At 37.8% G+C, this 22,048-nt stretch carries 23 protein-coding genes and 1 tRNA gene; 8 read left to right on the top strand and 16 right to left on the bottom strand.

Going from position 1 to position 22,048, the window contains the following annotated elements; genetic code table 11:
* The 3 genes from G4Z05_RS02605 to G4Z05_RS02595 form a co-directional block, all read right to left on the bottom strand.
* A partial coding sequence (locus G4Z05_RS02605; protein WP_205597402.1) for a transposase occupies window positions 1–478 on the bottom strand: 478 nt, incomplete at its 3' end.
* A 150-nt stretch (window positions 479–628) separates the two neighbouring features.
* Complete coding sequence (locus G4Z05_RS02600; RefSeq protein WP_163250325.1) at window positions 629–982, bottom strand: hypothetical protein; 354 nt, start codon at window positions 980–982, stop codon at window positions 629–631.
* Window positions 983–1,067: 85 nt separating this feature from the next.
* On the bottom strand, window positions 1,068–2,048 hold the full coding sequence (locus G4Z05_RS02595) for an NAD(P)H-dependent flavin oxidoreductase (RefSeq protein ID WP_163250324.1): 981 nt from the start codon (window positions 2,046–2,048) through the stop codon (window positions 1,068–1,070).
* 532 nt (window positions 2,049–2,580) lie between these two features.
* On the opposite strand from G4Z05_RS02595, the gene G4Z05_RS02590 reads away from it, so the two are divergent.
* Window positions 2,581–2,889 carry a DUF4257 domain-containing protein gene (locus G4Z05_RS02590; protein ID WP_163250323.1) on the top strand — a complete coding sequence of 103 codons (309 nt, stop codon included), beginning with the start codon at window positions 2,581–2,583 and terminating at the stop codon, window positions 2,887–2,889.
* A gap of 111 nt (window positions 2,890–3,000) precedes the next feature.
* On the opposite strand, the gene G4Z05_RS02585 is transcribed toward G4Z05_RS02590, so the two are convergent.
* Both G4Z05_RS02585 and G4Z05_RS02580 read right to left on the bottom strand, forming a co-directional pair.
* Window positions 3,001–4,032 carry an FAD-binding protein gene (locus tag G4Z05_RS02585; protein ID WP_163250322.1) on the bottom strand — a complete coding sequence of 344 codons (1,032 nt, stop codon included), beginning with the start codon at window positions 4,030–4,032 and terminating at the stop codon, window positions 3,001–3,003.
* Entirely contained in the window at window positions 4,033–4,860 is an 828-nt protein-coding gene (locus G4Z05_RS02580) for an electron transfer flavoprotein subunit beta/FixA family protein (protein ID WP_163250321.1), read from the bottom strand.
* Window positions 4,861–5,101: 241 nt separating this feature from the next.
* Between G4Z05_RS02580 and G4Z05_RS02575 the strand changes: the two genes are divergently transcribed.
* Both G4Z05_RS02575 and G4Z05_RS02570 read left to right on the top strand, forming a co-directional pair.
* A complete protein-coding gene (locus G4Z05_RS02575) occupies window positions 5,102–5,299 on the top strand; it encodes a hypothetical protein (RefSeq protein ID WP_163250320.1) in 198 nt (65 codons plus the stop codon).
* A 70-nt stretch (window positions 5,300–5,369) separates the two neighbouring features.
* On the top strand, window positions 5,370–5,540 hold the full coding sequence (locus G4Z05_RS02570; protein WP_163250319.1) for a hypothetical protein: 171 nt from the start codon (window positions 5,370–5,372) through the stop codon (window positions 5,538–5,540).
* 201 nt (window positions 5,541–5,741) lie between these two features.
* Here the strand turns inward: G4Z05_RS02570 and G4Z05_RS02565 are convergent, their stop codons facing one another.
* Window positions 5,742–5,924, bottom strand: coding sequence for a Fur-regulated basic protein FbpA (locus tag G4Z05_RS02565; RefSeq protein WP_163250318.1), 183 nt, complete (start codon window positions 5,922–5,924; stop codon window positions 5,742–5,744).
* A gap of 473 nt (window positions 5,925–6,397) precedes the next feature.
* Here G4Z05_RS02565 and katG point away from each other — a divergent pair, with 473 nt between their 5' ends.
* The gene (gene katG / locus G4Z05_RS02560) at window positions 6,398–8,614 is read left to right on the top strand and encodes a catalase/peroxidase HPI (protein ID WP_163250317.1); all 2,217 of its coding nucleotides are present in this window, start codon (window positions 6,398–6,400) and stop codon (window positions 8,612–8,614) included.
* Between the two features lie 99 nt (window positions 8,615–8,713).
* Here the strand turns inward: katG and G4Z05_RS02555 are convergent, their stop codons facing one another.
* The 4 genes from G4Z05_RS02555 to G4Z05_RS02540 form a co-directional block, all read right to left on the bottom strand.
* Window positions 8,714–9,211, bottom strand: coding sequence for a hypothetical protein (locus tag G4Z05_RS02555; RefSeq protein WP_240465291.1), 498 nt, complete (start codon window positions 9,209–9,211; stop codon window positions 8,714–8,716).
* Complete coding sequence (locus tag G4Z05_RS02550) at window positions 9,189–10,442, bottom strand: replicative DNA helicase (protein ID WP_163250316.1); 1,254 nt, start codon at window positions 10,440–10,442, stop codon at window positions 9,189–9,191. Before G4Z05_RS02550 ends, G4Z05_RS02555 begins: the two co-directional genes overlap by 23 nt.
* Window positions 10,439–11,428 carry a DnaD domain protein gene (locus G4Z05_RS02545; protein WP_240465290.1) on the bottom strand — a complete coding sequence of 330 codons (990 nt, stop codon included), beginning with the start codon at window positions 11,426–11,428 and terminating at the stop codon, window positions 10,439–10,441. The genes G4Z05_RS02550 and G4Z05_RS02545 overlap by 4 nt, the downstream gene beginning before the upstream one ends.
* 1,215 nt (window positions 11,429–12,643) lie before the next feature.
* Window positions 12,644–12,740, bottom strand: a tRNA-Sec gene (locus G4Z05_RS02540).
* 182 nt (window positions 12,741–12,922) lie between these two features.
* On the opposite strand from G4Z05_RS02540, the gene G4Z05_RS02535 reads away from it, so the two are divergent.
* Together G4Z05_RS02535 and G4Z05_RS02530 are read left to right on the top strand one after the other, a co-directional pair.
* Window positions 12,923–13,348 carry a DUF2621 domain-containing protein gene (locus tag G4Z05_RS02535; protein ID WP_038541377.1) on the top strand — a complete coding sequence of 142 codons (426 nt, stop codon included), beginning with the start codon at window positions 12,923–12,925 and terminating at the stop codon, window positions 13,346–13,348.
* A 218-nt stretch (window positions 13,349–13,566) separates the two neighbouring features.
* The gene (locus G4Z05_RS02530; RefSeq protein ID WP_163250315.1) at window positions 13,567–13,737 is read left to right on the top strand and encodes a hypothetical protein; all 171 of its coding nucleotides are present in this window, start codon (window positions 13,567–13,569) and stop codon (window positions 13,735–13,737) included.
* A 202-nt stretch (window positions 13,738–13,939) separates the two neighbouring features.
* Here the strand turns inward: G4Z05_RS02530 and G4Z05_RS02525 are convergent, their stop codons facing one another.
* Window positions 13,940–14,413: a CcdC family protein gene (locus G4Z05_RS02525; RefSeq protein ID WP_163250314.1), complete on the bottom strand. Its 474-nt coding sequence runs from the start codon at window positions 14,411–14,413 to the stop codon at window positions 13,940–13,942.
* Window positions 14,414–14,569: 156 nt separating this feature from the next.
* Window positions 14,570–15,277, bottom strand: coding sequence for a cytochrome c biogenesis CcdA family protein (locus tag G4Z05_RS02520; protein ID WP_163250313.1), 708 nt, complete (start codon window positions 15,275–15,277; stop codon window positions 14,570–14,572).
* Window positions 15,278–15,531: 254 nt separating this feature from the next.
* On the opposite strand from G4Z05_RS02520, the gene G4Z05_RS02515 reads away from it, so the two are divergent.
* On the top strand, window positions 15,532–15,708 hold the full coding sequence (locus G4Z05_RS02515; protein WP_163183685.1) for an aspartyl-phosphate phosphatase Spo0E family protein: 177 nt from the start codon (window positions 15,532–15,534) through the stop codon (window positions 15,706–15,708).
* A 193-nt stretch (window positions 15,709–15,901) separates the two neighbouring features.
* On the top strand, window positions 15,902–16,156 hold the full coding sequence (locus G4Z05_RS02510; RefSeq protein ID WP_163250312.1) for a hypothetical protein: 255 nt from the start codon (window positions 15,902–15,904) through the stop codon (window positions 16,154–16,156).
* A 250-nt stretch (window positions 16,157–16,406) separates the two neighbouring features.
* Here G4Z05_RS02510 and G4Z05_RS02505 read toward each other — a convergent pair whose 3' ends face one another.
* From G4Z05_RS02505 to G4Z05_RS02490, 4 genes are all read right to left on the bottom strand, one after another.
* Window positions 16,407–18,185 carry an ABC transporter ATP-binding protein gene (locus G4Z05_RS02505; protein ID WP_163250311.1) on the bottom strand — a complete coding sequence of 593 codons (1,779 nt, stop codon included), beginning with the start codon at window positions 18,183–18,185 and terminating at the stop codon, window positions 16,407–16,409.
* Window position 18,186: 1 nt separating this feature from the next.
* On the bottom strand, window positions 18,187–19,938 hold the full coding sequence (locus tag G4Z05_RS02500) for an ABC transporter transmembrane domain-containing protein (protein WP_163250310.1): 1,752 nt from the start codon (window positions 19,936–19,938) through the stop codon (window positions 18,187–18,189).
* A gap of 243 nt (window positions 19,939–20,181) precedes the next feature.
* Window positions 20,182–21,024 carry a hypothetical protein gene (locus tag G4Z05_RS02495; RefSeq protein WP_163250309.1) on the bottom strand — a complete coding sequence of 281 codons (843 nt, stop codon included), beginning with the start codon at window positions 21,022–21,024 and terminating at the stop codon, window positions 20,182–20,184.
* Between the two features lie 742 nt (window positions 21,025–21,766).
* Complete coding sequence (locus G4Z05_RS02490) at window positions 21,767–21,976, bottom strand: YneF family protein (protein WP_038541360.1); 210 nt, start codon at window positions 21,974–21,976, stop codon at window positions 21,767–21,769.
* Window positions 21,977–22,048: the final 72 nt, after the last annotated feature.

The raw sequence follows: 22,048 nt of genomic DNA, 5'->3' as shown, positions 1-22,048 counted from the left end.
ATTTACGTTTATTTGCACTTGCTTTAACATGCGTAGAATCAATAAATACATGTTCAGCACTAATCAACTTTTTATCAGAAGCTTCTTTTAGAATGCGGTAGAAGATTTTTTGAAATAGATCTGTATCCTTGAAACGTCTTTCATAGTTTTTTCCGAAGGTTGAGAAGTGGGGGACTTTATCATGAAACCCAAAACCTAAGAACCAACGATAAGCAAGGTTTGTTTCAATTTCTTCAATAGTTTTGCGCATAGAGCGAATACCGAAGGTATATTGAATAAAAGCCATCTTAATTAATACAACAGGGTCAATACTTGGACGACCACGTTCAGATGAATACATATTCTCAACTAATTTATATATAAATGAAAAATCAATAGCAGCTTCTATCTTACGAACCAAGTGATTTTCAGGAACCAGCTGGTCTAAAGTAATCATTTCTAATTGATCTCGATTTACTTGTGTATTTTTAGTAAGCATTTCAATATCACCTCGATATTCTATGACATAATTATACAAAAAATGTCGACAAAATCCTTTAAAAAAGGATTTTGTCGACAGTCTGAAACACGGTCTATGGACCGTGTTTTCCAGTATCATTTCAAATTCATACGAAAACGCACTGTCACATTATTCATTTTTGTGAAATAAAACTAGCTGGCCCCTTAATGCGTGTAACCTGGCTGTAAGTAGAAATAATTCATCATAGTGATTGCTTACATACTCATCAATGATGTTGAACCCCTTTGTAAATTGATCGACCAAATAATACGTGTATTTTCCATCCCAATCATATTCATTCACTCTTTTCAATTCATCTGCAATAATGGAAAACTTAAAGTCTTCAATGATAAGTTTGATTTGAAACCATTTGTCTTTATCAATTTGAAGGTTCTTTTGATTTTCATACGTTTTTTGGACAAAATCAATCAAACCCCGAATTTGTTCAGCGAGCATCATTGCCTTTTGCCTCTTATAAATCATGACGTTCTCTCCCTAATGAACATATATAAAAGAGTGTATGATTGGAAATGTCCTTCTATCACGTTGAATTTCGATTGATTTTATTTCAGCCATTGATGGTTGTTCGTTTTTCTTGTAATAATCGCTCTTTCGCTGCCATATATTCTAAATAAAGTTTATCAACAAATTCTCCTGCCCCGGTAATTTTATTGATAACACCGATTCCTTGACCACAGCCCCAAATATCCTTCCATACCTTCGTCTGGGCATCCCCTTTAAAACTCATTTTGGAAGGATCACTTTCAGGGAGATGATCAGGGTCTAACCCTGCTGCTCGAATGGAGGGGGCTAAATAATTTCCATGTACACCTGTAAATAAGTTGGTATAAACAATATCATCAGACGTCGAGTTAACAATTGTCTGTTTATACTCCTCATTCGCATTGGCTTCATGTGTAGCAATAAATGGGGAACCAATATAAGCAAAATCAGCTCCCATCGCTTGGGCTGCAAGGACGGCCCCACCCGTAGCAATAGAGCCGGATAAAGCGAGCGGACCGTCAAACCATTGGCGGATTTCTTGAATCAATGCGAACGGGCTCTTTGTCCCTGCATGGCCACCAGCTCCGGCTGCAACGGCAATTAACCCATCGGCTCCTTTCGATATGGCCTTATGGGCAAACGTATTATTAATGACATCATGGAAAACCATTCCTCCATAGCTATGAATCTCATCATTTACATCTTCGCGTGCTCCCAATGAGGTAATGATGATGGGAACTTTATACTTTTTACATAATTCTACATCCTGTTCGAGGCGATCATTGGATTTATGGACGATTTGATTGATCGCAAAAGGGGCAGCCGGCCGCTCCGGATGTTTTTTATTGTACGCGGTTAACTCCTCGGTTATTTCGGCTAACCATTCATCAAGCAAGGAAGCAGGTCTGGCATTTAGTGCCGGCATTGAACCAACAATCCCTGCTTTACATTGAGCAATGACAAGCTTCGGATTACTAATAATAAACATCGGTGCACCAATGACCGGGAGCTTCAAACCTTTTAAAATAGATGGTATTTTTGACATATGTGTATGTATTCCCCCATTCGATAAATAGTAAATGCCACAACTTTTATAAAATAATAGTTTTAAATCCTTCTATTTGACTCCATCTTACCATATATTTATTTGAAATTTCAAAATTATTATAACTGTATCACTATTTTATAAACCTTCCTATTTTAATACAAAAATCTTACTCTTTCAATTTCCATTCAAGAAGGAGATTCCCTAAAAATGAAGGACGGATGATTAAAATTATTAAATTGACAATTTTGGAAAAAAAAGTATAATTTTTATCAAAATCTCCCTTTAATCCTCTGTTCCATCAACTACAGGCGTCTCAAAATTCCCAAAAATAAGCATTAAATGAAGCCAAGCTATTCTTCCTATCATATAAAAATGTTGGGAAAATTTTCTCATGTCTAAATTTAAAATTCACATTCTTTTGAATTTTGAAAATACTTATATCATCAAAATTTTCCAATTTTGATATAATGGTAATACACCAAGATTTACCTTAGGTCAAAAATACAGGCTTAAGGAGTGTGAGAAACAAGTGTTAGATGACATTATTTTCTCTGTTGTAATTGGTGGAACTGTGGGCATTGTTGGACATGTTCGGAAACATGGCAAATTGATTATGCCTCGTCGAACAAAAAAGTTTTTGTATCTCGGTTTCCTCGAAGAATGGCTTCTAGGTGCCATTGCTGCTCTTCTTCTTGTATTGTATACCTCTCCCCGTTCTTATGTAGAAACGATCATCCTCTCTTTCATTGCCGGAATTGCTGGTGATGCCACTCTTTCAGGTTACCAACTCTTCAAACAAAGTCATGAAGAATCGCACTCAAAATCCAATAATGAATAAGCCCCTTATATCAAAAATCGTCATCCTCTCCTCAAATCCCCCTAATTAAATAGAATAAATCAATAGCCAAGAGCGGAAATCCCTCTTGGCTCCTGTATGGAATGAAAAAGTTCAACCACTTTTTAGACTCACCTTTTCTCTTCCTAATGCCTTATTAAACTGTTCAATCAAAAGTGGGACAATTTCTAAGGCATCACCAACGATTCCATAATGACAGTTTTGGAATATAGGGGCATCTTTGTCCTTATTAATCGCAATAATTAATCCGGAATTTTTCATACCGACGATATGTTGAATGGCGCCAGAAATACCAATCGCAAAATAGATTTTTGGTGTTACCGTTACGCCGGTTTGCCCCACTTGATGGGCATGGTCAATCCAACCTGCTTCCACGACATCCCTGCTGGCACCAACGGCTCCACCGAGAGTTTCGGCTAATTGGTGGATGAGCTGAAATCCCTCATAGCTTCCCATTCCTTTTCCACCAGCGACAATGATATCCGCTTCATCGATTCTTACTTTCTTTACCGTTTCTTTTACAATTTCCAACACTTTTGTCCGAATTTCTTCTTCCTGTAAGGATATCGTTTCTTCCACCACTTTTCCTGTTCTTCCTGGCACCGGGTCAAGTGCCTTCATGACTTTGGCTCGTACAGTCGCCATTTGAGGTCGGTATTTTTTACATAAAATAGTTGCCATAATATTTCCACCAAATGCCGGTCGACTCGCCAATAATAACCCTGTTTCCTCCTCCACATCGAGCTCTGTCGTATCAGCTGTCAAACCTGTCGGCAAATCCGTAGCGACCGCACTTGCTAGGTCTTTACCGGTGGACGTGGCCCCGAAGAGAATTATTTCTGGTTTATATTTTTCCGTACATTCTAATAGTGCCTTCATGAAAGGTTCCGTCCGATAATGTTTAAAAATTGGTTGATCATATACATATACAGTGTCTGCCCCATATTCAAACACGGTTTTTGTTAAAGACTTTACATTTTCCCCAATCAAAATTCCCGCCAATTCCACTCCCCGTTTGTCTGCCAATTTTCTCCCCGCTCCTAAAAGCTCAAGGGAAACAGGGGCAACCACTCCGTCCTTTTGTTCGATGAAAACCCAAACACCTTTATAATCTTGTAAATTCACTTATCTTTCCCCCTTTTGTTCGAACAGTTCTTTCTTTTCAAGAATAATAGAGAGTAATTGTTCCACTTGCTCCGTTGGGCTTCCTTCTATAAACGTCCCTCCTGTTGGTTTCGGCGGAGCCCATACTTTGGAGACAATCGTTGGGGACCCTTTTAAACCAAGCTGCTTCACATCGACTCCTTCCAAATCATCGACAGACCAAATATGCGGCTTATATCTAGCAGCTCTGATCATGTTAGGAAGAGGTGAGTATGGCACTTCGTTAATTGTTTTTTCAACAGAAAACAAACATGGCAAAGTGGAACGGACGACTTCATATCCGTCCTCTAACTTACGGTGGACGATGGCATAACTTTCTTCTTTATTAATTTCCACTACTTTGTTTACTGAAGTTAATGGTGGGATATCAAGCCTTCTTGCGATTCCTGGCCCAACTTGACCGGTATCCCCATCAATAGACATTTTTCCACAGATGATTAGATCAACTGGCTTGGTTTTGGCGATTTTTTCAATCGCTTTTGTCACTGCATAACTTGTTGCTAATGTATCGGCTCCCGCAAACCGACGGTCCGTAATTAAATATCCTTCGTCCGCGCCTATTTCAATACATTTTTTAATGGCACTGACTGCAGGAGGTGGGCCCATTGTCACAACAGAAACGGTTCCTCCATATCTTTTCTTTAATCGAACCGCTTCTTCCACCGCATGGGCATCATATGGATTTAAAATGGCTGGAGCCGTCCGACGGTCCATCGTATTTGTTTTCGGATTCAACTTAATAATTTTCGTATCAGGCACTTGCTTAATACACGCTACGATATGCAGCATGGAATCCCTCCCTTGATCACTCACATCATTCTTTCATTTATTCTAGAAGCTTTCTATTCAGTCATCTGTCATTGATTGCCCGTTACCACTACTATATTAATCGTCTCTCCCTTACATTCGAGTTTTCTGACAAGTTTAAGAGGAATGTAAAAAATGTACACTTAAAAAATATTTAATTTTTACAAAATTCTGATAATGATATATGATAGGAATAATCATATATTGCGGGAGATGAGTGAGCATGAGTAAGAACAATAAGGTGGTTAGTTTACAAAAGTATAAAAAAGCGAAAGAAAAGAAGAAAAAGCGATTCCTATTAATTCCACTCTATCTAACTATTATTCTTGCCATATATGCTTCGTTTTATCTTTATGTGGCACCGTTTGCCAATAAGGATGTAAAAACAGTAACGGAAACTAATTTGTATTTATATAAATAGTCCATTTAGGATGTTTCTCCTTACTGGTGTTCATAATAAACATGAATCCTGATAAGAGAGGAGGATCGATATGCAAAATAGGCAGAAAACGAATAAGACGTTAAATGCAAATTCGATTTTGCAAACAAACTTTGCGGGGACCGATGCCCAAAAAGTGAAACAGGAAATTCAAATTGATGTTAGTGCTGGACAAGGGGCGATTACTTCCCGAGAAGCAGGGGCATTAAGGAAAAATGATTGATTGAAAGAAGGAAATACTTTGATCTAATGGGGATTAAATCATTTTGGTGGCAGCATTGGGCTGGCAAGTTTTTGTAGAATGGAACCTGCCAGCCGGTTATTTACTACCAATCTCATAGAAGAAAAGGATCATATAGGAAGGCAAACAAAGGATTGGCACCAAGTGATGAGGAAGTACCAAATGGGAATTCTTTTTTCTTATTTATACAAATTGAATGGATCCATACTCCCCATGAGGATGTATTTGTGATCGATATCTTCTATATTCATTTTTTAATTTGGAAAGGGACATCTCATAAAGTTGTTGATCGTCTTTATCGTATACATTTAAGAAGATAAGTTTATTTATTAGTTTTTGTCGTTTTTTATCATCGCTTCTTCTCATCCCGAAACACCTCTTTCACGATTCGATCGAACCATTGATTAAGATTAATTGCATTATAAACCTTAAATTCCTATCTGTAAAGTATGAATTAAAAAATCTATTTCATTTTTTTGAAAAATCCCACAACTATAACAACGATTCCAACAGATCAGATTTGCTTTTTATATAATACGCTTCTCCTTCCTATTTTCCCTATTACTTCACACCTAGGCAGATCATTTGCTATATCTTCTTCAATAGCTCTATAATAAATATCAGAAAATTATTTATTAACAAAAAATAATATCTGATTTTCTTCCTTTTGTACCCCTTTTTCACCATCAAGTAGACGAAAACCCGCATGAATTAGTTGTTGCAATTCATCATTTTCTTCCACGTGCACTCATAAATAATTAATATCATGCTAGTTTTTATGAAAAAAACTAGATGAATCACCTATTGACCTTATTTCCATAGAAGGAGTGAAGAGATTCATGGATGTGAAGAACAATCATTCAAACGAAAAATGTCCCTTTCACGGTAGTGCTACAAGGGCCAAATCAAGTGGTACAACCAATCGGGACTGGTGGCCAAATGCCTTAAACTTAAATATTCTTCATCAACATGACAGGAAATCAAATCCGATGGGCGAAGATTTCGATTATGCAGAGGAATTTCAAAAGTTAGACTATAATGCTTTGAAAGAAGATCTTCGTAAACTGATGACCGATAGTCAAGATTGGTGGCCAGCGGACTATGGACATTACGGTCCTTTGTTTATTCGCATGTCATGGCACGCTGCCGGTACATACCGTATTGGTGATGGACGAGGCGGCGGCGGTACAGGCAACCAGCGTTTTGCTCCACTGAATAGCTGGCCGGACAATGCCAGTCTCGATAAAGCAAGAAGACTCCTATGGCCGATTAAGCAAAAGTATGGCAATAAAATCTCATGGGCGGACTTGCTACTTTTAGCAGGAAATGTAGCCATTGAATCCATGGGTGGCCCAACTATCGGCTTCGGTGCTGGACGCCCAGATATTTGGCACCCGGAAGAAGATATTTACTGGGGGTCTGAAACAACATGGCTTGGTGATAATCGGTACACAGGCGATCGGGAGCTTGAAAATCCATTGGCTGCGGTCCAAATGGGACTGATCTATGTAAACCCAGAAGGCCCAAATGGGAAACCGGATCCTGTTGCGGCAGCACGTGACATTCGTGAAACATTTGCACGAATGGGGATGAATGATGAAGAAACCGTGGCCCTTATAGCTGGAGGTCATACATTTGGTAAGGCCCACGGTGCTGGAGATCCTTCCCATGTCGGACCGGAACCAGAGGCGGCACCTATTGAAGCACAAGGATTAGGATGGCTGAGCACGTACGGTTCAGGCAAAGGCCGTGACACGATTACAAGTGGAATTGAAGGGGCTTGGACCGCGAACCCAACGAAGTGGGATAATGGATATTTTGAGCTGTTGTTTGGCTATGAATGGTGGTTAACAAAGAGCCCGGCTGGAGCCTGGCAGTGGATGATCGTAGACCCGGCTGAGGAGCATCTGGCACCCGATCCAGAAGATCCATCTATTAAAGTACCAACCATGATGACGACAGCTGATATGGCCCTACGTCATGATCCGGTATACGAAAAGATTGCCCGCCGTTACTATGAAAATCCACAGGAGTTTGCCGATACCTTTGCCCGTGCTTGGTTTAAACTATTACACCGTGATATGGGTCCAAAAACAAGATATTTAGGTCCGGAAGTACCAGAAGAAGATTTCATATGGCAAGATCCGGTACCAGCTGGAAATTATGATTTAACAGAAGAGGATATTGCTCTCATAAAAGCAAAAATCTTAGACTCTGGGCTTACTGTTAGCAGGTTGGTAACAACGGCTTGGGCATCTGCTAGCACCTACCGTGGATCCGATCATCGTGGCGGAGCCAATGGCGCCCGGATTCGTCTTGCCCCACAGAAAGACTGGGAAGTGAATGAGCCCGAACAATTGGCACAAGTCCTTCAAGTATTGGAAAACATTCAAAAAGAACTGGATGTGGAAGTCAGTTTAGCCGATTTGATTGTCCTGGGCGGTTGTGCTGCTATAGAAAAAGCTGCACGAGATGCTGGCTTTGATGTAACGGTTCCTTTTGCCCCAGGTCGCGGTGATGCCACGCTCGAACAAACCGATGTTGAAAGCTTTCACGTGCTGGAGCCTGTGGCGGACGGTTTCCGAAACTATTTAAAGAAATCCTATCGTGTAAGTCCAGAAGAGTTACTCGTTGATAAAGCTCAACTGTTAGGTCTTACAGCACCAGAAATGACCGTTCTAATTGGCGGTATGCGTGTTCTAGGTACAAACTTTGGAGGAACGATGCATGGCGTATTTACAGATCGCGTCGGTCAACTCACGAATGACTTCTTTGTCAACCTTCTCGATATGAGCGTAGAATGGAAACCAGTTGGCGAAAACCTCTATGAAGGACGTGATCGTAAAACCGGAAAAGTCGTACGTACAGCAACAAGAGTGGATCTTGTGTTTGGATCCAACTCTGTTCTTCGCGCCATTGCCGAAGTATATGCTCAAGATGATAACAAGGAAAAATTTGTGAACGACTTTATCGCTGCTTGGGTTAAGGTGATGAATGCCGATCGCTTCGATCTAAAAGCCATGGAACGTAAGAAAGCGCAATTAACAAGAAAATAAGGGACGAGGTAACCGCCGGTTCAATTACGGCGGTTACCATTTTGCGGAAGGAAAGATGAAAGAACAGCAAATCTGCTTCTAACCATCCCTTCCTCTTTCTCACCACTCACGACAGAAATACCCCGCTATCGCCGGAAACCGCTCAAACTCCTTTCTCATCTCCCGAAACGTAATCACCTCATTTCCTCTTTCTATTTGAAAATCAAGCGGATATTCGTGACAGTTCATTGGAGCTTGTTGAAAGGTGTTGATAAAAAATTCGATTGCCTCTTCTTTGGTAGCTGCAAAAATAAAGACAAAATCCTTCTTGTTCACCTTCAAGGAGTAGATCCCTATCTTATAAAGCCCCAGCACATTTTTTCGAACCAATTCCTCTATTTTTTGCCGATCAATTTGATTAATATGGATGTTGGATATATCGTCATGTAATGAAATTTTCTTCTCCATAAGCAAATAATAAAGGCAATGTGCCAAAGTGGAGACTCCATATTGTAAACATTCCTCATACAACTCACTCACCAACATACCGAAACACCTCGTTTTTTTGTTATCAACTATGTATTGCCTTTTCCAGCTAGTTGCTCTGTTCCTTTCCATCCTCAATGGCCCCTGTATGCTCATTGTAGTTCACAGAAATGGTCCCCACTGGGCCATTTCGATTTTTCGCCACAATGATTTCAAGTGAACGATTTTGAGTTTCCTTGTCATAATACGCTTCACGATATAAGAACAATATGACATCTGCATCCTGTTCCACACTGCCCGATTCCCGAATATCTGACATTAATGGCCGTTTATTCGCTCGTGATTCCACCGAACGATTTAGTTGTGCTAAACAGATCACAGGGCATTCAAAATCTTTTGCCATTGTTTTGAGAGATTTCGATATTTCGGTTACTTGTAAATGGGAATTCCCTCCGTAAAGTTGGCCCGATGGGATCAGGGTTAAGTAATCGATAAAAATGATCGGTTTCCTGGATGGATATTGATGCATCATTTTTCGTATTTTCGCTCTCATTTCCGGGATCGTTTGCCCCGCCCCATCAAAAATTTGTATATTGGTTTCATTGAGATCGGCAATCACTTCTGACCATTTCTTCTTCTGTTTGGGTGTAAGCATTTTTCTCGGATCCCGCATTTTTATCCGGTTAAATCCTCCCGTTGAAGCTATTAATCGGGATGTGATCAGCCTCTCAGGCATTTCCAGAGAAAATACAAGCGGCAAATAGCCTGCCCACCCCGACATTTTGGCAAAATGTAGCATCACATCCGTTTTTCCCATTGATGGTCTTGCTGCCAGAATCGTTACTTCCCCTTTCTGAAAGCCTCCAGTTACTTCGTCCAATTTTTTAATTCCTGTAGTGACACTTGTCTGTGGCTTCCGATCCTCCCAAGGTGCTTCATACATGTTGGCTAACGATTGTGTTAAAGGGGTATGATCCTCGATCTTCGACTGGTTAATTTTATCTAATTCGGTAATCACCTTTGCAATCTCCCAATCATTCATGGCAGCAACCGTCAAGATGTTCCGCTTCTCCCGTTCCTTCCATTGTTCAAGGATGAGCTTCTCGATTATGTCGATATTTTCTACATCAGCATACGATTGGAGCTCAACAAGATAGGACATCCCACCATATATTTCAAGGTCAGGTAAAGTGGTCAACGTAAGCAAATCAATATTTTTTCCAGCTTGGTTAAATTCCAGAAACCGACGCATTAATTCTTGGTGGCGCGTACTTTCAAGTTGTTCGGGTCGAACCACGGTATCTTTGAGTAAATACTCCGCCTTCATCAAGCTTCCTAGAAACGTTTTTTCAACGATACTCATGATTCTTCACCTGCTGTGAGGTCCAGTGTAAATTCATTTGGAATCACTCTTCCGCCAGAAAAAGAATGAGCTTTCCCCCTAGCTTTATGCTCAAACTGTGGGTACTCTTTAGACGAATCCACTTCTTCTACTGTCAATAGAGATTTATTTTCCCAGTTTTTGAGAATCCCAACAATATAGCCTAAATTTCGCTTATTGTTTAAACATGCAATATGCATCGCTTTTAAAATCATTTCTTTTGGCTGTAAAAAGCTTGAATCCTCTAACCACGACAACAGCTGTTGTTTCGCATATATGTTGGAAATTCCAAATCCATTTGCATCCCAAAACTCAATAATTTCTTTTACCTCTTCTGAGGGTTGGCATACTGATAAAGATGGATCTAAGTTCGAATGACTCTGTACATCTGGATATAGGTTTTGTTGTTGTTTTTGTTTTTCTTTTTTATTTTCTTTTTGTTTTTGCCCACGTATCGTATGATGAGTCACGAACGTATCGTCCATCATTTCTTCTTCCGTTCTATTTAGGTCATTATCAACGGGTTTGGAAATCCATTTCCTTTCTTGTTCGTAAAAAGATTCATAGAGATTTTTAATTTCTTGTTTAGGGATCGATTCTGAAACATAAAGGATAAGAGAAAGGTCCTCGACGTCTTTTAATTCAGATAAAATACAATCCATGATTGGCTTTCCGCCTTTCTGCAAATTATCTCTTCCCCAATTTTTAATGGCGAGCTCTCTTGTTTCTGGATTGTATCGAATCAATTGATGATGGTTTGTGAATCGTTCCATTAATGCATTTACACTCTCCATCGAATACCCTAAATCAAACGCCATTTGTTTTTTCGTAATACGATAAATGCCAATTTGAGTCGTATACGGATTGGTTAAAAGATACAGATAAAAATATTTATCCTCAGGCGTCATCTCTTCCAATACAATCGGATTCTTCCAAAACTCTGTACGCACCATTCGATACCTTGCCATGTTCAACCACTATCCTTTCTACTAAAATACTTTTCAACTCTTATATAGGTAGAAAGATAGAAAAAGGACAGGAGGAATAGTGAAAATTTTGTGACAAAATTTAAATCTTCAAAGTCATTTGGCCAATGAACCATAAGAGTTTGGAAAAATACCGGAATATTCACCTACATAGGTTGTGATAAGGGTAAGTCGCCCTAATCAGCGTTCATTTGTTTCAATAAGAGGAAGCAAAACGGAATAAACAAAAAACCAGTGTGACGAAATTCGATCACACTGGTCTTTCCCTTACTTAAATGGGATCTTACATGATGAAATTCACACGCTGTCGTTGTATTAATTAAGTATAGTAATGTGATAACAACTTAGGTTAAAACAAGGAGTGCGTGGAAGGAGAGTTTACATAATGAACAGAGAACTTTTAATTGAAATACTTAGCAAGAGAGAACCTAGATTAGTGAAATTATTTGAGGGTGAAACTCGAAAGGATATTGACTCTAAAAACAGGAAATCATATTAGGAGTATTCTGACGGATGAATTCCTTGCTACAAGCTTAGACGATCCAGTTGGGAATATCATAAATAATAGAGGAAGAGCAATAGAACAGATTAAGAATTTTTCTAGAGCCTTCATCGATCCTAATGATAATTTTTCACACCTTACCCTCCGGTAAGTAAGAAGATTTAAAAATAACAAAAGTTTCTCAAACTACCTTTTAAAATATTTCTTCAAGTTGCAATGTACTATGAACAAATATATATTAAGTTATTCTTTAAATTGAATAATGAAAAAAAATTAAATCCATAATATACTGGATTATTTTTAAAAGTTGTTACTTTAGTGTGAATAGGTTAAAAAAAGCTTACAATATTATAACTTGTAGTCCAGTCAAGACTATACAAGAGTTACAAGACGTTTTAAAGCTATCTGCATAAAATAATATCATTTGGAGTCTAGCTTCTTAAACTTACTAATCTAAGGAATTCTTCAAACATTTCCGACTTTATTATAGGAATCATTGTGAATTAGGTTATTTTACCTCGAAACAAAATTTACGCATAAAAAATCCCCTTCCACAATGGTTTGCGAAAGAGGATCTACTACTGAATATCAACTATGTAATACGGTGTTACTAATTGACTGTACACTGTCATTCGTTAATAAGCATTGAAACCCTGGAGGGCAATATAAGAATCAATGTTATCAAATAACATTTTTGGCGGGACTGTGTGGGAATCGAACCCACCAGACCACACACGGTGGTCTCAAGCGGTTTTGAAGACCGTGGAGAACACCAGTCTCTCATCCAGCCCCGTCTAAGTAAGTGAATGGATTGACAACACTTATATTACAATAGTACATCCATTTGTTCAATAGAAGAGCAAAACGCTTATTATTATGTAGTACCTTCACCTTAATAGGAATAAGCATGCTTGTCATTTTTCTTTCAAACAGACTATAATAAGGATATCATTAGTCTTTGTAGGTGAATAAACATGCTTCAAGGTTGGTTTTTGTGGTTTATCCTTATTTGGATTTTTCTATTAGTTTTCATGTTTGCCATTGGCGGCTATTTTATGTTCCGGAAATTTTTAAAACGAATGCCTAAGGAAGATGGCAAGTCTGAAATGGATTGGGAAGAGTATTATGTGAAAGAATCTCAGCATTTATGGGGCCCTGAAGAAAAAGCGCTCCTTGAGGATCTTGTCAGTCCTGTTCCTGAATTATTCCGAGATGTAGCCAGACATAAAATTGCCGGTAAAATTGGCGAACTTGCCTTAAAAGAAAAGGTTCCGAAGATTACCGAGGATTTGGTGATTCGCGGTTACATCCAAGCGACACCCAAACGTGATCATAAATTTTTACGTAAAAAACTATTTGAAAATAAAATTGATATTACACCATATGAGCATTTATTCTAGACCGTCCCTTTTTAGGTGACGGTTTTTTTTTGCTCAAAATCTATTCCCCCTTCCCTTTCTAACGATTAGAGGAAAATCTTATGATTTCGGAACCACTTGGTGATTTCCTTTTCTATCATGAATGTAAAAAATGATACCTTTAATACTTGTCACCCCACTATCTAAATGATTTTAATTTTACAAACTCTGTTATCATATAGTTTAGGGGGTGATACAAAATGAATTGTAAGAATTGTGGAGGAAATTCATTTATACAAGCAACGGATTATATAAATCTACGACCTTTAGATAAAAAAATGGCCATTGGTTCAGAGAAAGTGTATACCGTTTGCTTGGATTGTGGTGAGGTAGCATCAATAAAAATTAAGAATCCTGATAAATTAAAATGAAAATCATCGGTTATCATTCAAGATGATGATGAATGGACCTCCTTTTTCGAGGTCATTTTTTATACATCTAAACATTTTTACAGTTTTATAATCTAATTTTTAATATTTTGTTCTACACGTTTAAAAAATCAAGATTTATCCCATATCATACCAATGAAATAAACAATAAAAAACACTGATCCACTAAAAGGACCAATGTTTCTCACTTTTTCCCATGGAGCTGTTGATAAAGCTTTTTATATGAGAGATACATCGCCAGGCGCCATGGCACAATCATACTAAACGCCAGCAAGAAAAACATACCGCTCAATTCCCCAAAATCGATCGTTGAGCTTAAGATCGTTTTCAATCCTAAACGGAAAATTAACAAACCTACCAAGATATAAATAAACGCTTTGGAACGTTTTAAATAAATTTCATTGTCTCTAATTTCAAATTTCGAGGTTTTGATTAAAAGGATGGAAAAAATCATACCAAGCGCGATCGACTCTAACATTTCTATAGGAGTTAACCGAAATTCAGGCACGACGTACATCAAGGCTCCGGTGGACATAAAAAGAGGAGGCATGATGATTTTCCTTACATTCGTTGGTTTTTTGGCTGCTTTCATGCGGACATATAGTGCAAGAAACCCCATAAAAACCGCACCAATTGAAGAAATAACAACGTAATTCATTCGAATCCTTCTTCCCTTGAAATGTTTCCTTCCCCATTATATCGAATTTTATAGTGGATGTAAGTGATTTTGACACATTTTAGTCCCCATTTTTACCAATTCTCATCATAAAAGAAAAAACCATTCTGGGATTCCACCCAAAACGGTTTCCAACCATTAAAATCCAGTAAAGCCACCAAATAATGGTGACAAAAACTGAATGATTTTCGTCATCCAATCAAAGAACAGCACTACCCCCATGATAATCATGATGGTACCACCAATTTTCATGATTTTCACGCTGTTTCTCTTAATCCAATTTAGTCGACCAACAAAGAAAGATAAAATGAAAAATGGAACGGCAAAGCCAAGAGAATAGGCTGTCATATAAATGACGCCCTGGCTTGGATTCGATGCTGCAAGTGAAATAACAAATCCTAAAATTGGTCCGGTACAAGGTGTCCATCCAGCCGCAAATGCCATCCCGATGAGTATCGAGCCAAGGTATCCAGAGGGACGGTTTTTGAACTCGATTCGGCGATCTTTCATCAAAAACTCTGGTTTTAAAACACCAACTATCATTAAACCAAAGAAAACAATAAAAATAGCTCCCAATTGGCGGATTAAATCCTTATATTCCCGGAAAAAGCTTCCCACGAATGAAGTACCAAACCCAATGGCGATAAAGATGACTGAAAAACCGATTAAGAAAAACAAAGTGTGCAAAAGACTCCGTTTTTGTAGCATCGCATTTTCTGATTTTATTTCTCCTACAGACATGCCGGTTATGTAAGATAGGAAAGCTGGATACAACGGCAAACAGCAAGGAGAAATAAAGCTCAAAAAGCCTGCACCGATGGCCATAAAAATATTTACATCTGACATAAAAACACTCCTAATATGGTCAATCCCTCTTCATTCTAACAAAATTTTCATCCAAAAGGTGAAGATGAACGTAAATATTTTGTGACAAGTTTCGGATTCATCCCCAATCCCTCCGTTTGAATTGGATATTTTTTTACAATTCCCTTTGAAATAATTGACAAGTTAGGTTATACTAGTAAAACAATGTCATTTTGATAGACTCAGGTTCTACTACTATTTTCAAACTCAGGAGTCTTCCAGAAAGGACCGCGGCCGTGATCAAAAATGATTTAATCACATTAATTGAAAAAAAGCGAGCTGAATTAATTAAAGTCGCTAATAGCAACGGCTTAACGTCTACCGTTGCGATTCGTTACAGCCAAGAACTTGATCATTTAATCAATGAATATTATCGACAACATTTGAATCATGTTTCTTCCTCAAGATATTAAAAACCTAGTCAGTGAACTGCTTCAATCATTAGGCATCCCTAATCATTGGAGTACTGTTCATTTACCAGGTTTTTTCTTTTTTAGCGGATTTTTTGATAAAACAAAAGGTAAATTTATCCATAATATATAATTATTGGGTGCGTTTATAGTACAATAAACATATTCCATCTATTGGGAAAAAGGAGGTTCAACAATGTCCAAAATTGTCCCCTATCTATTACTAGCCATATCCCTTCTTCTTTTTGGTCTCATTCAATCGGGCATCTCACTTGGAAGTCTAGGTCCAATCGTTGTAATTGCCATGATCCTATGCCCTATTCTCGCTCTTATAGTAGGTATTCGAAATTCGGGAAAAGGAAAATGGATTTCTGTTGTTCTTAGTGTCGTTGTGATCCTTACTGTATCCCTAATAGGAATTATCGGAACAGCCTTTCTCAACGAATTTTAATAAACATAAGAACGCCCATCTATCAATGGACGTTCTTTTTTTCTGCGGTTAAGGCTTAAAACACAAGATTTCCCATATCTAATCCCCTCTTAAATGAAGAGTCACCTAACTTTTTCAAGAGAGAGGAAATAAGGATTATCATTATGCCTCTATTTCATCCTATCAAATTTTTACTCTGGCTCAGCGGCAACATGACAAAGCAACAAGAGCTTCCGATTCCTATTCGACTAGGGAGAAACAGACATTCATCTTACAGGGTATGTTCCACTGCACCGTTTTGCAGAAGGAACATTTTATAATAGAGACCACCGAGTGAAAGGAGTTCTTGATGGGTTCCTCGTTCAACAATTTCACCTTGGTGTAGAACGAGAATTAAATCGGCATCCTGGATGGTCGATAATCGATGGGCAATGGCAATCGTTGTGCGTCCTTTTCTCATTTTGGAAAGGGCCATTTGAATCTCTTCCTCTGTTTCTGTATCAATATTGGCTGTGGCTTCATCGAGAATGAGAATTTTCGGATTGGCCGCAATCGTCCGTGCAAACGCAATTAATTGCCGCTGACCGCTAGAGAAAGTGGCCCCTCTCTCCACGACCTGATGTTCATAGCCATTTTCCAATCGTTCAATAAAACGATGGGCTTGAACAAATTTTGCCGCTTCTTTCACCTGCTCATCCGTCAAATCTTTGTTATGGAGGCGGATATTATCTTTGACCGTTCCAAAAAATAAAAACGGATCCTGTAAGACAAGACCTAGTTTATTCCGCAACTCCTTCTTTGAATAATTCCGAATGGATTCTCCATCAATAAAAATATCCCCACGATCAAATTCGTAAAATCGCATCATCAAGTTGATGATTGAACTTTTTCCACTACCCGTATGGCCGACTAGTGCGACTGTTTCTCCGGGATGAGCCGTAAAAGATATATTTTTCAAGACATCCCGTTTTCCATCATAAGAGAAACTCACATTCTTAAATTCAATTTTTCCTTGTTCAATGGTTTTCGAACTGTTTTTTTGCGCGGGTGCCAATTCTTCCTCGTCAAGCAGTTTAAACACACGAGAACCAGCGACAATGGCTTGCTGGAAAAGGGAAAGCCTCATCATCATCTGATTTACAGGTTCGAAAAAGCGTTCCAAATAATTGATAAAAGCATAAATGACACCAATTTTTACCGTTGTCTCGAAAGAAGTAACCCCGAAGTAACTTAAGACCAGTATTAAAGCAAATATATAAATCAAATCAATGGCTGGGCGTAAAAGGAGTCCATCGATTTTAATATTCTTCATTCCTGCATGATAATGTTGATGATTGATTACCCCAAATTCTCGTCGTAGTCGTTTTTCCTGACGAAATACCTGAATGATGGCCATCCCTTGTAATGACTCGTTTAACTTTGCATTTAACTGGCTGAGTCTTTCCCGCATATCAAGGTAATACTTTGAACTCCATTTCCTGTATAAGTGAATGACAAAGATTAAGATAGGAATGAGCACGACACAAAATAGTGCAAGTTTTACATTTAACAGAAACATCGCCACGAAAATACCGCCTAGTAGAAATCCGCTTTGAATAAACGTAGCGAGAACGGTGACAAACATATCTTTAATAGCTTCTGTATCGTTTGTTACTCGGGAGACAATACTACCGGCCGGTGTTTGATCAAAATATTTCAATCCAAGAGCTTGGACTTTTGAAAACAAATCAATTCGAAGTTGCTGAATGATCAATAGCGCAATTTCTTGGAATTTCACCAGTTGAAAAAATAATAATAGAGCTTTCACTACTTGAATTCCCATATACAAGGTACCGAGTAAAAGCAATGGCTGAAACTCCAATTTTCCTGGTGTTAAATAATCATCAATAAAGATTTTCACCAAAATGGGTAGGATAATTTCTAATATCGTAGTCATGAGTAATAAAAGAAAGGCGATCACCATTCGCTTTTTATGCGGTTTTGTATAGGAAAGAAGGCGAAATAACACCTTCCTTTGTTCCTGTTTCGATAAATGAAATTGTTCTTTCATATTAATGTCCCCCATGCTCCACCAGCTCTTCCAACTGCTGGCGTAAATACATTTCTTTGTACCAACCGTTTTGACCCATCAATTCTTCGTGTGTACCCCGTTCAATAATTTTTCCGTCTTCAAGTACAAGGATGAGATTGGCATGTTGGATGGCACTTAATCGATGGGAGGTAATAATCGTTGTTTTTCCTTCGCGATTTTGTTTTAGGGAGGAGAGGATGGCTTCTTCTGTTTTCGCATCTACAGCAGATAAAGAATCATCCAAGATTAACACTTCGGGATTCATTAATAAAGCACGAGCAATGGAAATTCTCTGTTTTTGTCCACCTGATAAAGATACCCCCCGCTCCCCTACAATCGTCTTGTATCCATTGGTAAATTGAAGAATATCCTCATGAATATGAGCGAGTTTGGCCACCTGTTCAATCTCTTTCTGATCAGACTCAGGATTCGTAAAGGCAATGTTTTCCGCTACAGTCGTAGAAAACAAAAAATGATCTTGTGGGACATAGCCGATGGCCTCCCTTAATCTCTCTATCTTATATTCTTGCAGCGCATGTCCCCCAAAAGTAATAGAACCTTGATACCCTTCAAATTCCCGAATGAAAAGCTTCAATAAGGTAGTTTTCCCTGCGCCTGTTTTTCCGACAATCCCTAGGGTTTCTCCTTTTTTTAGGGTAAAATAAATACCTTTTAAAACTGGTGAGGTTTCCCCGGGATAAGTGAATTCGGAAATGGAATAGACAATATCACCGCACGGAACGATATCCAATGCTCCATCAGCATCTTTCATTTCTACTCTTTCCTTTAATAAAGTGGAAACCCGGTCATAGGAAGCACGACCTCGTTCAACGATATTAAACAACCAGCCAAAGGCAAGCATGGGCCAAACTAACAAACCTAAATAGGTTGTAAACGATATCAAATCGCCGATCGTCAATTCACCATTGAGTACATATTTTGCACCAAATACGATAGATAAAAAAAAGGAGATACCAACAATAATAGAAATAGTAGGGTCGTATAAAGAGTCAATTTTAGCCACAACGATATTTTTGCGCACGACATCCTCTGAATGCTTTCTAAAATCCTCCACTTCTTCTTTTTCTTGGCCAAATGTTTTGATGACCTTGATTCCCGTCATACTTTCCTGTGTCTTATCATTTAAGGAAGAAAAGGCCTCTTGTGATTGATGAAAACTTCTATGTAGCATCGTTCCAAACCAGCTAGTCAATATCGCCATGAAAGGCATCGGAAGTAAACAAATCAATGTTAATTTCCAGCTAATCGTAAATCCCATCATCAATATCACAAATCCGCCTGTTGACAGAGAATCAACAAGGGTTAAAATTCCTGCTCCCGCCGTCTGTTGAATCGCTTGCAGATCGTTAGTCGCATGAGCCATTAGATCTCCAATCCGACTTTTTTGATAAAAAGATGGAGACATTTTGGTGAAATGGTGATATAAACGATCCCTTAAAATCTTACTTAGCTTCACAGCTGAACCAAAAATCATGATTCTCCAGTAATATCGTAATCCATACATAAGAAGTCCGATACCAATCAAAAGTAACACATATTGAACAAGTAATCCTTTTGTCAAGGTTCCTTCGTTAATATGATCCGTCACACGCCCAATGATTTTGGGCGGTACCACTTGCAAGAAAGCGACCAATAACAAAAAGAAAATTCCAGAAAGATAGGCCTTTTTCTCTTGTTTAAAAAACCAGCTAAGTTCTAAAAAAACCCTCATATCTCTGCCCCCAAAATATGAAGTCGTTCAACTCCAATAATGACCTAAAAATATTTCGTATTCCGAGGTTTCATTTTACCAAATATTAATAAAATAATAAAGATTTAGAATTTACTCTTCCCTAAGTTAATCAAGACCTCATTTAAAAATAGATTGAAAAAGAAAGGGTTCTACATATTAGTCATATTTAATATGTAGAACCCTTTCTTCTTTTACTAAAGCCCTCTTTAGTTGAATAACTTTCTAAACAAACTTTTCTTTATTTTTATTTAGCCAGGTAATAGAAATTAGGTAACCAATAATGGGTGATATTCCATACCCCATGATTGGCATGGGGAAATAACCAATTAAAGTTACAATCATCGTCATTAGATAGTAGACTCCTAATGATAAAGAAATCATACTTTTCCGTCCATAAAAAAAGAATGGAAATAATAATAATATAAGTGAGAAAATACCTAATATAAACCAAAAATTCCCTAAGTCTGCAACTAAAAAGATAATATGTTCTACATAAGGAACTGGTGCTAAATCATCGAGAAAAACCCACGATATAACACAAATGGCTGCTGTAAATGTAATGAATAGTATCTTTATCATCCTATTACTAAGTATTTTCCATACAAAGAATGCAGTCGCACATGCAAATGCAGTTAATTGACCTGCATCTGGCTGAAATAGTAATATCACTGATGTAATAATGGTTAATCCTAATACATAATGTTCACGTTTATTTAATGCTAATTTCCATATATGAATCAATAACAAAGGCAAAATAATACTTGCTATATACAGATTGATTGGTCCAAAGGATAGCCAGCGATGGACACCATCTAATCCATTAAAGAAAAACGGCAAAATTAATAAAGTTACAATAATAATGGTGTAACTAAAATTACCAATAAAAAATTTTCTTTTCTTATTCTTAATTATAAAGACCGAACTCAAAGTAGTTCCTATGATCCAAATTATTATGTTTTGCATCCAAAGACTAACCGTCACACCATATGACACCATTGCCAGAGTTCCTATAAGGATAGAAGGTAGCATAAGAAAATAAATTCTTATATCTTTAAAATCATTCATATTGTACGACCTTTTATCAATTTATTGTCCATAAAGTGTAACACAAAGTCATCAAAATGATTATCCATTCTTAACACCTATCCTGCTCGTTACTTAAATAAGACTTCATAACAACTTACTTGTAAGGGAATACCTCATTCACCAATTCACTTAATAGATATTGGTTCAAATATAAAATTGCACTGTCCTTCATAAAACACGCCAATTACTCAATCAATGCCTTTGGCCCCATAACTACGAAAAACATCTATGTATTTTTGAAGAGTCTCTGCTATCCAAAGTAGCCCGTAATCTTCCGAATTTTATACTTATCTATTGGGCATAATTCACCATTACCATAAGAAGAAGGTACTCCTTTATATCTTCCTTTGGATAATATATCTCCTACTTCCATTTTGTTTTTCAAGGGTTATTCCCGTTGATTTTTTAATTTTCATTGGGGAAAAACTTTCACCGTATAAAGGTCATCGAATATCCATTTCCTTTATCATCATTAGCCCACTTTCATACATACTTTTACAATTAACTTTTCCAACTTAATAGAAATTTCTACTCCAACAAACCTACATCATTAGTTGCAGTATTATTAGTATAGTCTATTTAATATCATGGAGTGCTCTTTTCTAGGAAGTTTCATCTTTCATTCCCATTAAAAAAACCGCTCCTCTGGTTCTGATTTCACCAAAAAGCGGCTTTTTCGGCATTAGCCCCTTATTTCCTAAGGGAGTCCTAGCCATTCGTTTTATTTCATATGCTTGTTCATGGCTTGCATCATTTGATTGATCTTCTTTTGAGATGGCTTTTGACCCATCTGCATCATCATAGTTTTTAACATTTGCTCATTGATTGGTGGATTTTTCTTTAAATAGCTCATCATGTATTTACGAGCAATGAAAAATCCTAGTGCTACACCAGCAAGCAGTGCTAGTATACCAACTAGAACATACATCATTCTAATTTCCTCCTTCATGTTGTCTACCATACTACAGTGTACTAAATAAAATGGAATTACACAATATTTCGT

It is taken from the genome of Neobacillus thermocopriae (genome assembly GCF_010975035.1).
GTDB lineage: Bacteria > Bacillota > Bacilli > Bacillales > Cytobacillaceae > Neobacillus > Neobacillus thermocopriae.
Note: the sequence above shows the minus strand (reverse complement) of the source record. Positions and strands in the feature narration are given on the sequence as shown.

What these genes read in the sequence shown, in the direction of transcription:
- G4Z05_RS02500 (WP_163250310.1), bottom strand. Translation starts at nt 19,938, where the DNA reads ATGAGGGTTTTTTTAGAACTTAGCTGGTTTTTTAAACAAGAGAAAAAG.
- G4Z05_RS02600 (WP_163250325.1), bottom strand. Translation starts at nt 982, where the DNA reads ATGATTTATAAGAGGCAAAAGGCAATGATGCTCGCTGAACAAATTCGG.
- G4Z05_RS02525 (WP_163250314.1), bottom strand. Translation starts at nt 14,413, where the DNA reads ATGAATTACGTTGTTATTTCTTCAATTGGTGCGGTTTTTATGGGGTTT.
- katG (WP_163250317.1), top strand. Translation starts at nt 6,398, where the DNA reads ATGGATGTGAAGAACAATCATTCAAACGAAAAATGTCCCTTTCACGGT.
- G4Z05_RS02580 (WP_163250321.1), bottom strand. Translation starts at nt 4,860, where the DNA reads ATGCTGCATATCGTAGCGTGTATTAAGCAAGTGCCTGATACGAAAATT.
- G4Z05_RS02545 (WP_240465290.1), bottom strand. Translation starts at nt 11,428, where the DNA reads ATGGCAAGGTATCGAATGGTGCGTACAGAGTTTTGGAAGAATCCGATT.
- G4Z05_RS02555 (WP_240465291.1), bottom strand. Translation starts at nt 9,211, where the DNA reads ATGGAAAGGAACAGAGCAACTAGCTGGAAAAGGCAATACATAGTTGAT.
- G4Z05_RS02570 (WP_163250319.1), top strand. Translation starts at nt 5,370, where the DNA reads ATGCAAAATAGGCAGAAAACGAATAAGACGTTAAATGCAAATTCGATT.
- G4Z05_RS02520 (WP_163250313.1), bottom strand. Translation starts at nt 15,277, where the DNA reads ATGTCAGATGTAAATATTTTTATGGCCATCGGTGCAGGCTTTTTGAGC.
- G4Z05_RS02505 (WP_163250311.1), bottom strand. Translation starts at nt 18,185, where the DNA reads ATGAAAGAACAATTTCATTTATCGAAACAGGAACAAAGGAAGGTGTTA.
- G4Z05_RS02535 (WP_038541377.1), top strand. Translation starts at nt 12,923, where the DNA reads ATGCTTCAAGGTTGGTTTTTGTGGTTTATCCTTATTTGGATTTTTCTA.
- G4Z05_RS02550 (WP_163250316.1), bottom strand. Translation starts at nt 10,442, where the DNA reads ATGAGTATCGTTGAAAAAACGTTTCTAGGAAGCTTGATGAAGGCGGAG.
- G4Z05_RS02530 (WP_163250315.1), top strand. Translation starts at nt 13,567, where the DNA reads ATGAATTGTAAGAATTGTGGAGGAAATTCATTTATACAAGCAACGGAT.
- G4Z05_RS02575 (WP_163250320.1), top strand. Translation starts at nt 5,102, where the DNA reads ATGAGTAAGAACAATAAGGTGGTTAGTTTACAAAAGTATAAAAAAGCG.
- G4Z05_RS02510 (WP_163250312.1), top strand. Translation starts at nt 15,902, where the DNA reads ATGTCCAAAATTGTCCCCTATCTATTACTAGCCATATCCCTTCTTCTT.
- G4Z05_RS02565 (WP_163250318.1), bottom strand. Translation starts at nt 5,924, where the DNA reads ATGAGAAGAAGCGATGATAAAAAACGACAAAAACTAATAAATAAACTT.
- G4Z05_RS02595 (WP_163250324.1), bottom strand. Translation starts at nt 2,048, where the DNA reads ATGTCAAAAATACCATCTATTTTAAAAGGTTTGAAGCTCCCGGTCATT.
- G4Z05_RS02490 (WP_038541360.1), bottom strand. Translation starts at nt 21,976, where the DNA reads ATGATGTATGTTCTAGTTGGTATACTAGCACTGCTTGCTGGTGTAGCA.
- G4Z05_RS02495 (WP_163250309.1), bottom strand. Translation starts at nt 21,024, where the DNA reads ATGAATGATTTTAAAGATATAAGAATTTATTTTCTTATGCTACCTTCT.